16 protein-coding genes and 1 pseudogene are annotated in these 14229 nt (G+C 26.6%); 15 read left to right on the forward strand and 2 right to left on the reverse strand.

Annotated elements, in window-relative coordinates; translation table 4 throughout:
• Positions 1-130: 130 nt before the first annotated feature.
• Positions 131-295, reverse strand: coding sequence for a lipoprotein (locus ACOBWH_RS01735; RefSeq protein ID WP_424526806.1), 165 nt, complete (start codon positions 293-295; stop codon positions 131-133).
• 48 nt (positions 296-343) lie between these two features.
• On the opposite strand from ACOBWH_RS01735, the pseudogene ACOBWH_RS01740 reads away from it, so the two are divergent.
• The 15 genes and pseudogenes from ACOBWH_RS01740 (at position 344) to ACOBWH_RS01810 (ending at position 13890) form a co-directional block, all read left to right on the forward strand.
• Positions 344-1314, forward strand: a pseudogene (locus ACOBWH_RS01740) (IS30 family transposase).
• 710 nt (positions 1315-2024) lie between these two features.
• Complete coding sequence (locus tag ACOBWH_RS01745) at positions 2025-3203, forward strand: hypothetical protein (protein ID WP_424526807.1); 1179 nt, start codon at positions 2025-2027, stop codon at positions 3201-3203.
• A gap of 419 nt (positions 3204-3622) precedes the next feature.
• The gene (locus tag ACOBWH_RS01750; RefSeq protein WP_424526808.1) at positions 3623-4987 is read left to right on the forward strand and encodes a hypothetical protein; all 1365 of its coding nucleotides are present in this window, start codon (positions 3623-3625) and stop codon (positions 4985-4987) included.
• A gap of 83 nt (positions 4988-5070) precedes the next feature.
• Positions 5071-7071 (forward strand): type I DNA topoisomerase, encoded by a 2001-nt coding sequence (topA, locus tag ACOBWH_RS01755; protein ID WP_424526809.1) that lies wholly within the window; start codon positions 5071-5073, stop codon positions 7069-7071.
• Between the two features lie 114 nt (positions 7072-7185).
• Positions 7186-7509: a S1 RNA-binding domain-containing protein gene (locus ACOBWH_RS01760; protein WP_424526810.1), complete on the forward strand. Its 324-nt coding sequence runs from the start codon at positions 7186-7188 to the stop codon at positions 7507-7509.
• A gap of 59 nt (positions 7510-7568) precedes the next feature.
• Complete coding sequence (locus ACOBWH_RS01765; protein WP_424526811.1) at positions 7569-8852, forward strand: glucose-6-phosphate isomerase; 1284 nt, start codon at positions 7569-7571, stop codon at positions 8850-8852.
• Positions 8853-9042: 190 nt separating this feature from the next.
• Positions 9043-9183: a hypothetical protein gene (locus ACOBWH_RS01770; protein WP_424526812.1), complete on the forward strand. Its 141-nt coding sequence runs from the start codon at positions 9043-9045 to the stop codon at positions 9181-9183.
• Positions 9184-9632: 449 nt separating this feature from the next.
• Positions 9633-9782: a hypothetical protein gene (locus tag ACOBWH_RS01775; protein ID WP_424526751.1), complete on the forward strand. Its 150-nt coding sequence runs from the start codon at positions 9633-9635 to the stop codon at positions 9780-9782.
• On the forward strand, positions 9782-10033 hold the full coding sequence (locus ACOBWH_RS01780) for a hypothetical protein (RefSeq protein WP_424526802.1): 252 nt from the start codon (positions 9782-9784) through the stop codon (positions 10031-10033). Before ACOBWH_RS01775 ends, ACOBWH_RS01780 begins: the two co-directional genes overlap by 1 nt.
• A gap of 235 nt (positions 10034-10268) precedes the next feature.
• Positions 10269-10727, forward strand: coding sequence for a DUF3627 domain-containing protein (locus ACOBWH_RS01785; RefSeq protein WP_424526813.1), 459 nt, complete (start codon positions 10269-10271; stop codon positions 10725-10727).
• 152 nt (positions 10728-10879) lie between these two features.
• Positions 10880-11083: a DUF2649 family protein gene (locus ACOBWH_RS01790; protein WP_424526814.1), complete on the forward strand. Its 204-nt coding sequence runs from the start codon at positions 10880-10882 to the stop codon at positions 11081-11083.
• The gene (locus ACOBWH_RS01795; RefSeq protein ID WP_424526815.1) at positions 11083-12096 is read left to right on the forward strand and encodes a hypothetical protein; all 1014 of its coding nucleotides are present in this window, start codon (positions 11083-11085) and stop codon (positions 12094-12096) included. Before ACOBWH_RS01790 ends, ACOBWH_RS01795 begins: the two co-directional genes overlap by 1 nt.
• Positions 12089-12475, forward strand: coding sequence for a hypothetical protein (locus tag ACOBWH_RS01800; protein WP_424526816.1), 387 nt, complete (start codon positions 12089-12091; stop codon positions 12473-12475). Before ACOBWH_RS01795 ends, ACOBWH_RS01800 begins: the two co-directional genes overlap by 8 nt.
• A 96-nt stretch (positions 12476-12571) precedes the next feature.
• Entirely contained in the window at positions 12572-12715 is a 144-nt protein-coding gene (locus tag ACOBWH_RS01805; RefSeq protein WP_424526817.1) for a hypothetical protein, read from the forward strand.
• 66 nt (positions 12716-12781) lie between these two features.
• Positions 12782-13890 (forward strand): IS3 family transposase gene (locus ACOBWH_RS01810; protein WP_424526818.1). Its coding sequence is split into 2 segments (ribosomal slippage): positions 12782-13022 and positions 13022-13890, totalling 1110 coding nucleotides; the frame shifts between segments, so codons are not numbered across the junction.
• On the opposite strand, the gene ACOBWH_RS01815 is transcribed toward ACOBWH_RS01810, so the two are convergent.
• A complete protein-coding gene (locus tag ACOBWH_RS01815; protein ID WP_424526819.1) occupies positions 13852-14214 on the reverse strand; it encodes an SDR family NAD(P)-dependent oxidoreductase in 363 nt (120 codons plus the stop codon). The genes ACOBWH_RS01810 and ACOBWH_RS01815 overlap by 39 nt on opposite strands.
• Between the last annotated feature and the right edge of the window lie 15 nt (positions 14215-14229).

Consider the following 14229-nt stretch of genomic DNA (forward strand, 5'->3'; position numbering starts at 1 on the left):
ACTTTTAATCTAGTTGCATATCCTTCTCATATAATATCAATTTTAATAATTCTTCAAATATTTTCTTCACCATCATCTAAAATAACAACAGCTCATTTTTGATCTAAATTTAAAAATTCTTCTTGATTAATTAACTTTCAATTACTATTTTCTGGTGGTTGTTGTGGGTCTGGTATGGGTTCTGGTTTATTACCCCCCCGTTTTCATTGTTATTTGGTTTTTCACAACTAATTAATGATGTTGTACTTGTTGTTGTTAATCCGATTGCTCCTAAAATGTTAAGTCATTTTTTCATATTTTACTTCTCCTTTATTAAAATTACTTGAATGCTATAGTTGATTTTATCATATATCAATTAAGTTTTATTGATAAGGTTAAATTGGAAAAATTATTATTATCAAAATTATTTTTAAAAAAGAATGGTGAAATAAATATTTCACAGATTGCTAAATGTTTGAATAAACATCGTAGTACTATTTTGCGAGAAATTAAGCGTTTTAAAACGATTAATGAATATAGTGCTTATAAGTCAGATAAAATGTATTATGAGAAAAGAAAAAAGAATAATAAAAGATATAAGTTTATAGAAGAACAATTAAATTTTATTAATATAAGATTTAATGTTTATCGTGATTCTCCATCACAACTTATTCATTGTTATTTTATAAAGTTTGGTATTAAATTTCCTGTTTGTGTTAAAACATTGTATAAATGAATTCGTTTGGGTTTTTATGGTTTTTTAAAACAGAATTTACGTCATCGTGGTAAAAAATATAAAACAAAAGGAAAATTTGATAATCGTGGTAAATTAATTAATTTTAAATCAATATGAGATATTAAGAATAAAGAGACTGATGTTGGTTGATTTGAAATGGATACCGTAGTTGGAAAAGACCATCAATCTAGTAATTTGGTTTTAGTTGAACAAAATAGTAAAAATTATTTTGTTATGAAATTAAAAAATCATACTGCTAATGAAATTGTAGAAAAGTTTAAAGATATTGTTATAAGAAATAATTTAATTGGGAAAATTAAAGGAATAATAACTGATAGAGGAAAAGAATTTAGCAAATGAAGAGAATTAGAAATATTTGCTGAAACACAAATTTATTTTTGCGATCTTGGTAAACCACAACAAAAACCATTAATTGAATATATGAATTCTGAACTTAGAGAATGATATCCTAAGGGAACTGATTTTAATCCTATTAGTCAACAAAAAATAGATTGAGTAGTTAATGTTATAAATGAAAATTAAGGCCTATTTTAAATTGAAGAACAGCAAAAGAGGTATTTTTAGAGAATTTTAGATAAGTTTATTTGAAGTAATTTAATAAATTATTTTTCAGTATGCTTAATTTTCTTTAAAATGAAATAAAAATTATAAATATTTTGATTTTTAAAAATTTATAATTGATTTTTTATAATTTTTATTATATTATTTGACTAATAAGATTTGTTGCACTTCATTTTACATAATTCCATAGTAATAAATTAATTAGATAGGGGGCGCTCCCTTATTTTTTTATCCCAAAACTACAATATAATTCAAGAAATGTAACGAGTATGGTTTTTAACTTTGCTATGTTATAATTATGCTAAGAGTTTTAACTACTTCATAATTGTTTTTCCAAATAGTTAGGCGGTAATTTAATGGAATTGTTATAAATCATTTGTGACATTCTTAAAATAATCACCCTCCTATTACAAATTATTTACATATATAAAGAATCATCCGAATAGAATAATTTAGACATATAGTGGAGTGGCTAACTCTCACTTTTTTAATTGTTTCCAACCTAATGCTATTATATTTTCTGAAAAACCAAGCAATCGCTATTTTTGGGGATGGTGTTGTAATTTTGGGAGAGAATAAAAAAGGATGACCTTCTTTCTAATTAGTTTATTCAAGAAAAATCAATTAGAAAGGTGGATTTATGTCATATATTAATTATAAATTAAATATCAAACTTATTAAATAAATTGAAACCCGATTTAACAATTATAAAAAAGGAGCTTTCATTATGAAAAAAGTATTGAATATATTATCAATAATAAGTTTAATTACAATAGGGGCGAGCAATGTTGTTAGTTGCAGTAATAAAGAGATAAAAGAACAAAAAATTTCTTTTAATCATAATATTAAAACAATAAATGGATCTTTTTCCAATGAAAATAGACTTTATTTTGATACTGATAATGGGGCTTATGTATTGGAAAATGATAGCAATATTGCTAAAAAAATTAATGATATTGATAGTACTATTACTATAATTAATGCTGATGGTGAAAATAACATTTATTTTGGTATCAAGAATGGAGCCTTTGTGTTAAAACAAGGTTCAACAATACCAACCAAAATTGGTGGAATTAGTGATTCTGTTAATGCAATTGCTATTGATAGTAATAATAATGTTTATTTTGGTGCTGATAATGGTGTCTTTGTTCTAAAGCAAGGTTCTGACATAGTAATATCAGTTGGTGGGATTACTGGCGAAATTAGAACGATTGAAATTGACAGTGCTGATAATGTTTATTTTGCAGGAAATATTGTTTGAAAAATATTAAATGCAGATATTAATAATGTTATTTTAATATCTGGTTTTTCTGGTTATTTTGATGTTTATGCTATGAAAATTGATCAAAATGATAATGTTTATTTTAGTGGTGTATTTACTGATACAATTTTATATAAACTAGAAAATAATTCAAAAAAAGTTACTCCCGTAATTCATCAAAATAATAATAAGATGTTGGCTTTTGAAAATGTTGTAAGTAATTTAGTAATTATAAATAATTATATTTATGTTTTAGAAGGTAACATTTTTACTGTTTATGATAATAAAGAAAAACAATATTCTGATATAAAAGGTTATAATAAAACGGAAATTGCCCGAAGTGCTGTTTATTATCACAATAATGTTTATTTTGGAACAAGTCAAAACATGTATAATTTACAACTTAATACTCAAAAAGCAACGAAATTAAAAGGGATTACTGGCAATATTAATAATTTAACTACGTTTAAAGGTAACTTATTTTATAGTAAAAATAAGGATGAAATATATAAATTATTTTCTTATCATAAAACTACAAATTTATATTGAATATGAATAATACTTGGATTAATAATTTTATTAATTATTATAATTTTAGTTGTTATTAAATTTAAATCTAAAAAAGACGACCTAACAAATTTATAATTAATTTATTTAATGTAGTTAGATGAGAATCTTGTTATGATAACTGGTATAACCAGTTATTTTTATTTATTTCTTTTTGCCAATTATTATACCATAATCCTAATGCCATCACTAGAGGGTCGGACAATGATATTTCTTGGTTTTTATGTTATAATTAATGTAAGTTATTAAATTGCGAATAGGGTGAATAATTATATGGGTGAAAACATAAAAAAAAAGAGGGGCGTAGTAAAACTTGTCATAATAATTGTCGGATTCATCATAATCCTGATTTTTTTAATTATTATCAATATCAATATCCATATTCACCGTTTTATCCATATCCTACTCCCCCACCAGTAGTGCAGTATACCCTACCGCAAAATTTATATCCCCCATTATTAACACAGTACCATTATTCGCCAATAATTCAACAACCAATGTCATCACAACAACAATCTCCGCCGGTGTTAGATTCAGCACAACCGTATCAAAATATGTTAAATCCTAATGGTTTGCAAAACATTAATCAGGGTTCAAATCTTCCTTCGGCACCAAATCTAATGTCTGGAAGTGATGGCACAAATCCACCGTCGTATGGTAATCCCGGCGATTATCATAATCAGCAATATTTGGATGATTATTATTCGCCACGTTATAATTCTCGTCCACCAGCAAGCCAAGGTACTTATAATAATGATTTTCGTCGTCCTGTTGGTCCCCTTAGTGCGGAAGATGAATACAATTGAGCAATTCATATTTCTGAAATTTTAGATGAGTTTATTAGTCGTAATCGTAATCAACCAAGGTCAACTAGTGGTGAGTACAAAGAATTAAAAAATACGTTAGATACTTCGCTTCGTCATTTAAAAGAAGCTGAAGCTTTGAACAAAACTTTAATTAATGCTTGGGAAAAACGAAATGAAAAACAAGTTCCACTTCCAACTGTAACTAGTTCAGAAACAATAATTTTACCAGAAACATCAGTAACAGATGAAACTGAAGAAGTAATAAAAAATGACTCACCATCTAGTTTAAATGTGAAGAATCAATCCGAAGTAAAAGATACTGCTAAACCTGAACCAAAATTAAAAATCGATGCCCTGTCTGAAAATAATGATTTTGATTTATTTAATTTTGATGATGATTTTGATAATCACTTTGATGAAGATGATGATGAACATAATTTCTTTTTTGACAATACTGAATTTAATGACCCAACCACATCAATTGTTGATGAATCAAAAAATAATGATACTTTAAATAATAGTTTTACTGAAGATTTAAATGATTTTTTTGACACAAATGCACCCGTAATTGATTTAGATTCAACAAAGGTTGAAGTATTGGCAGATGATAAAACAGAAGTAGAATTAAAAAATAGTTTCACAAAGGGTGTTCTTGACACGATACCAATACAGGGAACATATAAAAATTATACAATTAATACTTTAATGGGAAAAATTCAAGCGCAAGATATTTATGATAAAATTTTTGATGAATTTGGTCATAGCAAGATGGATCAGTTTGAAGTTATGAATGAATTTGGTCTTACACCAAAGCAATACGATAAATTAATTGATAACTTTTATCAAGTAAAGAAAAATCGAAACAAAAAAATTGATGAAAAACAACTTGGAGTTGTAATTCGTTCAAAGTTTAATGTTAAAGCTTTTTGAATTAGTATGATTGTTATTGGCATAATTTTATTACTAGTTGGGATTGCTGTTATTCTTTATTTTACCGTTCCAAGTGTTGCGAATACAATTGATATGATTATTAATAAAATTCGGAGTCTATTTTAGTTTGGAAAAATAAATTTAAATAGTTTTTGAAATATTATGTATAATAATTATTGTAATGTTATCCAATTTAAAGGAGAGAAAAAATGGCGAATACGCTGGTAATAATGGAATCCCCCACAAAAACAAAGGCAGTTGAAAAATATCTTGGTGATGGTTATTTAGTATTATCTTCAGAAGGACACATTCAAAACTTGTCAACAAAGGGTGAGTATGGTCTGGGAGTTGATATTGAAACTTTTGAACCAACTTACAAGATGGAACGTGGGAAAAAAGAACTGGTAAAAAAATTAAAACAAGAAGCTAAAGCGGCAAATTTAATTATTCTCGCAACAGATCCCGATCGTGAAGGAGAAGCGATTGCATATCATTTAAATGAAGTTTTAAACTGTAATGATAAATCACGTCGTGTTCGTTTTAATGAGATTACAAAAGATGCTGTTTTAGAAGCGTTTAATCATCAAACTGATATTGATATGAATTTGGTAAAATCACAAGAAGCACGTCGGATTCTTGATCGTTTTATTGGGTTTCGATTAAGCAAATTATTACAAAAAAAGATTAAATCAAAATCAGCGGGACGAGTACAATCTGTTGCGTTAAAATTAGTCGTTGAACGTGAAAAAGAATGACAAAATTTTGTTCCTGAAGAATATTGAACTGTTGAAGGAATGTATAAAAAAGCGGTTGTTAAATTAACTAAATTTATGGATGAAAAGATTGATTTAAAAGTCGAAGCTGATGTTTTAAAAGTTAAAAAGGCATTAAAAAAAGATTTTGTTGTTGTCCAAATTAAGAAAACAGAAAAACAACGAAAATCCCCTAATCCACACACAACATCAACAATGTTGCAAGAAGCAAGTAGCAAATTAGGTTTTGCTTCAAATAAAACTTCTTTAATTGCTCAACAACTATATGAAGGAATTAAGGCAAAAGATGATATTACGGGATTTATTAGTTATCCCCGAACAGACTCTATTCGTTTAAGTGACAAATTTATTCAAGATGCATTTGATTATATTACAATTAACTATGGTGAAAAATATTTAGGGGAAGTTAAAATTCCTGCTAAAAACAAAAAAAATGTACAAGATGCGCATGAAGCAATTCGACCAACTGATTTGATGATGACTCCTGATATGGCAAAAGAATATTTAAGTCGTGATCAATTACGTTTATATAAAATTATTTATAATCGTGCGCTTGCTAGCTTGATGGCGAATGCTAAATTACTAAGCAAAGCAATTATTTTAGATAATAATAATTATGAATTTCGAATGACTGGAAGCACGGTTCAGTTTGATGGTTTTTTAAAATGTTCAGCATTGGATGATGAAGAAATTGCAAAATTACCAGCATTAAAACCAAACCAAGTTATTAATTTAAATGAATTATTTGGGATTCAGCACTTTACAAAACCACCAAGTCGTTATTCTGAAGCAAAATTAATTAAAACATTAGAAGAAATTGGTGTTGGTCGTCCTTCAACTTATGCTCCAATTATGCGAACTTTAAAAGATCGTGGCTATATTATTGTAGAAAATAAAGCTATTAAAGCAACAGAAAAAGGGATTTTAACAAGCGACAAGTTGCAAGAATATTTTAATGATATTATTAATGAAACATATACTTCAACAATTGAGGAAAGTTTAGATGTCATTGCCCATGGTGAAGCAGACCCTAAACCATTATTAAAAGAATTTTGAGAACGGTTTGAACCACGAATTGAAGCAGCAATGGAACTAATGGAAGAGATTCCGGTTGAAAAAGCAGGGATTGATTGTCCAGAGTGTGGTCGTGATTTAGTATATCGTTATGGAAAATACGGAAAATTTATTGCTTGTTCTGGTTTTCCAAAATGTCGTTACATTCACCAAACTGGTCCTAAATTTGGCCCATGTCCAGAGTGTGGAGTCGGTGAAATTATTTTAAAATTTAATAAACGTTATCAACGTTTTAAAGCATGTACTAATTATCCTAATTGTCAGTATACTGCTTCTTACAAAGAAGCAAAACCTGATCAAGCGGGGAATATTGGGGATAATAATGAAAATAACGGGTTATATCGCATTAATTTATTAAAGTAAGGCAATATAATCCTTTTTATATGAGGTTGATAAAATATTTTCTGATTTAGAAAATGATTTTCATAGTTATAGTGGTGTAATTATTACAGTTTTAGAAAGGGGATGTGACTAATTATGTATGAAAAAGGAAGTAAAGTTATTGCTAAAATAACAAATATTACACCATTTGGTGCTTTCTGTGAGTTAAAAAATGCTGCTGGTTTAATCCATATTAGTGAATTTTCAGATTTCTTTGTAAGAGATATTAAAGAATTTGTTAATGTTGGCGACAATGTTGAAGTGGAAGTACTTGATTTTGATCCAGTTAAAAAACAGGTTAAATTAAGTTATAAAAACTGCCGACCTGAATTATTGAAGAAGAACAACAGTCAAATTCAAGAGACAGGAGCAGGTTTTCAACCTTTACGTGAAAAAATTACTTCGTTAACAAGTAAATAAAACGTTTAAATTTTGTAAACAAAGGAATTTTTAGATAGAAAGCAGGCAATATTATTAAAATGATCAAAGTAAATTTTACTAATGCATTAAGTGAAACTGTTTTCGAAAAGTATTTAGGACAAGTTAAAGATATTCACCATATGATTCATGACAAAACTGGCCTAGGAAGTGATTTTTTAGGTTGGGTTGAATGACCAAATACTTATGATCAAGCAGAACTTGCAGCAATGAAGCAAACAGCAAAACAATTAGCTAATGAAATTGATGTTTTATTAGTAATTGGAATTGGTGGGAGTTATCTTGGTGCTCGTGCTGCGATTGAAATGATTAATGGGTTATATAGTCAACAAAAAGCCAAAGTAATTTATATTGGTAATACAATGTCTTCAACTTATACGGCACAAGTTTTACAGTATCTTCAAAATAAGAAATTTGGAATTTGTGTTGTTTCTAAATCTGGAACAACAACAGAACCAGCGGTTGCATTTCGTCTATGTAAGGAGCTTTTAGAGAAAAAAGAAGGGTTTTTAAAAGCGGCAAAATTAATTGTTGCCATTACCGATAAGCATAAAGGCGCATTAAAAACATTGGCTGATGAAGCAGGATATCAAACCTTTGTCATTCCTGATGATATTGGAGGAAGGTATTCAGTTTTAACTCCGGTTGGGGTTTTTGCAATGCTCGTAAGTGGCATTGACGTTGATAATGTTTTTAAAGGGGCACAACAGGCTTATCAAGACACTTTAATTGATGATTTAACTAATCATGCCTATAAATATGCTGTTGGGCGTTATATTTTGAATCACGAAAAGAAATATAAAGCTGAAATGCTTGTAAGTTATGAATTACAAATGCAGATGATTACTGAGTGATGAAAACAATTATTTGGAGAATCAGAAGGAAAAGATTCAAAAGGATTACTACTTTTATCATGCATTTTTTCAACAGATTTACATTCTCTTGGTCAATTTATTCAAGAAGGAACAAAAAACATCTTATTTGAAACAGTTATTGAAATTAAAAAACCACAATTAGATCTTGCTTTAACCAAAGCAGAGCAAGACCTTGATGATTTAAACTATCTAGCAGGAAAAACATTGCATGAGGTCAACACAATTGCGATACAAGGTGTTATTGCAGCTCATTCCGAAGTAGGACATATTCCTAACATTATTTTGGAATTTGAGACAATGGATGACAAAATGTTTGGTTATTTATCATATTGATTTATGAAAGCATGTGCAATGTCAGCTTATTTATTAAAAATAAATCCGTTTGATCAACCTGGTGTTGAAATTTATAAAAAAAATATGTTTAGTTTGTTAGGAAAAAATTCAAAATAACAAAATAAAAAAAATATTGAATTCAATATTTTTTTTATTTTTTAAAAGTTAAATTGTAAATACAAGAGGCATAAAACCATTAATTAAATCAGAGGATATTTTAAGTTACATATCAAAAAATGATTTTCTTATTTTTTAACATAGAATAATACTATATTAGTGTAAATTAAGAAAGAAAGGTTAATTTGAAGTGAAAAAAATTTTAAGTTTAGTGAGTGTATTAACAATTGCTGGTGCTCCAATGTTAACATTAAATGTCATGAGTTTATATGATGTAAAAAATAATTTGGAAATTACTAATTTTAAAACTAATAAACAAGAAAAAAATTAATAAAAAGAGAAACTAATATAAATCAAGAAAGTCCTAGTTTTATCGAAGATTTTGAATTAGAAACACCAATTACCAAGGTGACCGCTTTTTATATACACTCTTCGGATGAAAATACATTTAAACTGTAAATTGTAAATGCCAAACCATAAAAAGTTAACTATCAATTTAGTTAACTTTTTTAAGTTAGTTTTAAGGAGTTGAAATTATGCAAACAAAGCAATATTTTATTTTGTGGTCGTTAGTGAAAAAGTATGGGAAAGATAATGTTATTAATACTGTCAATAAGATTACAAATGATATTGAAATTAAAAAGTAAAAGAATAAATTATTCCGCGTAATTTATTAGCGGGATAATTTATTCAATAATGTTTTTTAAGTGGAGCAAAGCGACAACGAGCGGAGCGAGTTTGCAAATTTCAATTTTTTAATTTATTGAAAGGAGATATATTATGCCAGTTTGATTAACGACAATATTTAGTGTTGTTATTATATTAGGTATTTTTGCTTGAATTGGTTTGTCAATTTATCAAAAAATTCGCCAAATTCGAGGTAAGAAAAAAGATAAAAAAGAAATTGAAAACAAGGAGGATACGAAATAATGTTAGGGATGTATTTAACAACAGCAATTATTTTTTTAGCAGTTGGTGATAAGCCTACTATTTCAGATGGAATGGGTTCTATTTGAAGTGGTTTAGGACAAGCAATGATGAAAGTTAAAGAAGCAATTTATGCTGTATTGCCACAATTAATGACCTTTTTAGGTGATGCGTGAATTATTTTAATTCCATTTGGTATTTTTGTTATTGTTAAGATTTTAAACTTTTTCCGTGTTATGGTTAAAGGATTTTAATAGAATATAACATTATATTATAAGTTATTTTAAACAAAACTAAGGCACACTAGTTTATTTATATTTTATTAATTTATTTTATATAACTATTACTTTAAAACTTAATAGTATTTTTCAGTGTGCCAATTTTTTAATATTTTATATATTTAACAATGTTTATTAACCGTGTTTATTTAGCAATATATAAACAATATTTTAACAATATTTATAATATTGTTAATTAGAAACAATGTTTATGAAGGAGTTGATAAAATTAAGTAATTTTGTTAAGAAAAATCAAAATGTAGAAAATTATTTTATTTGTAAAGAGTTGATAGTTTTTGAAACAGATAAAGCAAGTTTTATAAATTTACCTAATCATAATCGCCATATTGGTTTTTGATTGAGTAATAAGTTTATTTATCTTAGTAAAAAACATTCTGATCAAGTAGCTATTGGTTTGATTTATGATAATTCTTATCCTATTGTAAAATATGATGAAAATTTAAAACACCATATTTGAAAATATTTAACTGGAACAGAATTAATTAATTTGTATAATCAATATAAACAAAATTATTTTAAAAGTATGCACAAAGTATTATTTTCAAATGAACCTAAAAAAGTAAAAACAACTAATAACAATAGTAATTTAATAAATTGAAATGATGAAAAAGTACAACAATTAATTAATGACTTAGAAAGTTTAAATTAAATGAGTTTATATGATTATTGAGTTCAATTTGTTAGTTATATTATTGGTTCAAATGCCCCTGAATTTTTATATGTGATATCGTTTGTATTATTTATAGTTTTATTTTTTGGAATGTTTTTTAAACTTATTCAAAAAATGTGGAGTTTTTAAATATGCAAAATGATTGAGAAAAATTAAAAAAGTTTTTTATTTATGTCTTTTTGTTTATAAATAAAACAAATGTTGAAAGTATTACAACTTGGAATTTAACGCAAAATGAATATTTAACTCTGATGGTTGGCATTTGAATTGTTATTTTATTTTTAACTTGGTTTTTATTATGAATGGTTTTTAAAATAGTTGGGTATTTTAAGTAATGAAAAAGTTTATATTTTTGTTAAAAAATTATTGTTATATTAGTGGTTCAATGATTTTGTTTAGTTTAATTGATTTATTATTTTGGATAATTTCATTAAATTATACTGGTTTAGTATTTTGACTTTTATTTGCTTTGCAGTGTATTTATTTTGTTTGGTGATTATGAAAAAATATTTTTTATCAGTTAAATGCGTTTAGGTTAGTAAATTTTGTTTGAGATAATCCATTATCAGTTATTTTTGGTAAATTAAGAACTGGAAAAAATTTACTTTTAACTTATTTATCACAAACTATGAAATTATTAACAGATAAAATTTATAGTAATTATCCGTTAGAAGATGAAAAAGTTAAAGTTTTAACATTTAAAAATTTAGATTTTACCGATAGAACAAAACCAGTTCCCCTTGATGATAGTGTTATTTTATTTGATGAAAGTTATTTATATATTGACGAAACTAGTCCGCACGATGAGAAAAAGGTTCATAGTGGTAAAATTCCGTGAATTGTTTTAGCAAGACATTTTGGTAATCGTGCTTTGTTTACAGCTCAGCGTGAGGGTATGATTTGAAATAATATTCGCCAATTAGCAAGTGGTATTATTATTCCAATTTCACTGAAAAAACCGATTGCTAAAAAAGGATTTAATTTTTTTAATCGATTCTTTATTATGCGAATTGGCATTTTTCAAGATATTATTGATTATGAAATTTGAAAAACAAAATCAGTAGAACGAACAGCAGAAGGTAAACGAGCAAAACATAAGTCGGATGTTGGGTTAGGAATTCGGTTTTTTAAAATAATTATTCTGTTAGAATTTGCACAGAAATATGATAGTCAATGATTAAAGTTTGTGCGTGATTTAAAAAATGATGAAATAGTTAATTATAAAGAATATTATTGGTCAGAAATTATTAAATTGAGTGTTAAAGAGCGTTTAGAATTGTTTGATATTGATATTTTGAAAAAGAATTTAAAACCTAAAAAAGAAAAAGGAAGTGGTAAAAATGATTAATTTATTATCAGAAAATAGTAATTGAGATAAGATTTTTAGTTTTATTTTTGATGTGATTTGAAATACTAAATTGCCAATGACAAATACGACAATTGCTTATTTTATTATCTTTTTTTTTTTTTTTTTGGTTGTTAAGTTATCTATTTATGCAATTCACGGTACAAGAACTCAATACAACGAATTAGGTTCAACAGTACAAACAGGTGTATCAAATATTTATTCTGTAACTGCTCGTGGAGTTTCAGATACTAAACAAGGTATGCAAAAACATATTAAAGAGCGTAAACAGTTTAAAATTAATCGTAATAAACAACAATTATCAAGTTTAGCAAAACAAGCAAAAACAAGAGAACAAGGATATAGGAGAGTGAATAAGTAATGATTAGATTAGTTTTATTGGTTGCTGCAATTGCTATTTTGGTACTGGTTTTATTACAGTTATTATTAATCAACTTACATCAGCAAAAATATTATTATGGATTTATATAATTCAGACACTTTTTTACTTTCTTTATTTGGTAAAATGGCAATTTTGTTTAGTCATCCATTAATGTTAACGATATCAAGTTTATATATAGTTGGGTTTATTGTTTCAAAAACATTGTATTGGATGGGTTAAGATAAATTGGACAACAATAATGTAGAGTAAAAGATTATAATTAAGTTACAATGGAGGTGTAATTATATGGCAAAGAATCATTATACCGATGAATTTAAACAACAAATTGTTGGTCTTTATAAATCAGGCAAAACATCTGGTCAATTATCTAATGACTATCAAATTGGTAAATCCATTGTTTGAAAATGAGTGCATGAATTTAACAATTCAGGATCATTTAAAGCAAAAGATAACAGAACACCAGAAGAAAATGAGTTAATTGAACTAAGAAAACGAAATAAGCAACTAGAAATGGAAAATGATATTTTAAAGCAAGCAGCACTGATAATAGGCAAAAAGTAATATTAATTACTAACAATAAAGACAAATATTCAGTGAGGAAAATGTGTCAAATATTAAAAATAGCAAAATCAAAGTATTATTATCAAATTAATAAGATCACTAAAACTGAAATTAATATTTATGAAAATGAAGTTATCAGTGCATTTAAAGAAAGCTATAAAGTTTATGGTGCTAGAAAAATTAAAATTATTTTAGCAAGAAAGAACATTATTTTATCTCGACAAAAAATTAGAAGAATTATGGCAATAAATAATTTAGTATCAAAATATACTAAATTAAAATATCGCAATCATAAATCTCCTGTAAATAATGATCAAATTAGTAATATTCTAAATCGTGAGTTTAGTAATAAAAGACAAAATGAAGTTATTGTGAGCGATTTAACCTATGTTCAAGTTGGTTCAAAATGACATTATATTTGCTTACTAATTGATTTATTTAACCGTGAAGTAATTGGCTATAGCGCTGGAACAAATAAAACTGCTGAACTAGTTCAGCAGGCATTTTATAAAATAACATGACCACTAAATCAAATTAGGTTGTTTCATACAGATCGTGGTAATGAATTTAAAAATAAAATTATTGAAGAAATTTTATTAACATTTAATATTAAAAGATCATTAAGTGCAAAAGGTTGCCCTTACGATAACGCAGTAGCTGAAACAGCCTATAAAGCTTTTAAAACTGAATTTATTAATGGTCGAAAATTTAAAAATTTAGAACAATTAAAGTTGGAACTATTTAATTTCATTAATTGATACAACAATATTCGAATTCATGGTAGTTTGAATTACTTAACTCCAGTTGAATTTAGAAATCAGAAGTCTACATAAAAAGTGTCCTAAAAAGTGTTGCCATTCCAACATCCCAAAAACACTAAAACCAGCATTATTAATCATGATATCAAAATTAATTTTATTAAGTTCAGAAATTAGTTTTCTGTTTGCTGAAATTTCGCTTAAATCACAATTAAATGTTTGGACATAATCACTTAGATCTTGTTCTTCTGCTCATGTGGCAATTGGTGTTGTGTTTCTTGCAACACAAAAAACATTAATATGGTTGGTTAAGTATTTTTTTTTTTTTTTTGCTAACTCAAAACCAATTCCTTTGCTTGCTCCTGAAATAAAAACATTTTTAATGTTATTTAATTTCATTTTAACATCTCCTTT

The organism is Spiroplasma endosymbiont of Glossina fuscipes fuscipes (assembly GCF_049669535.1).
Lineage (GTDB): Bacteria > Bacillota_I > Bacilli_A > Mycoplasmatales > Mycoplasmataceae > Spiroplasma.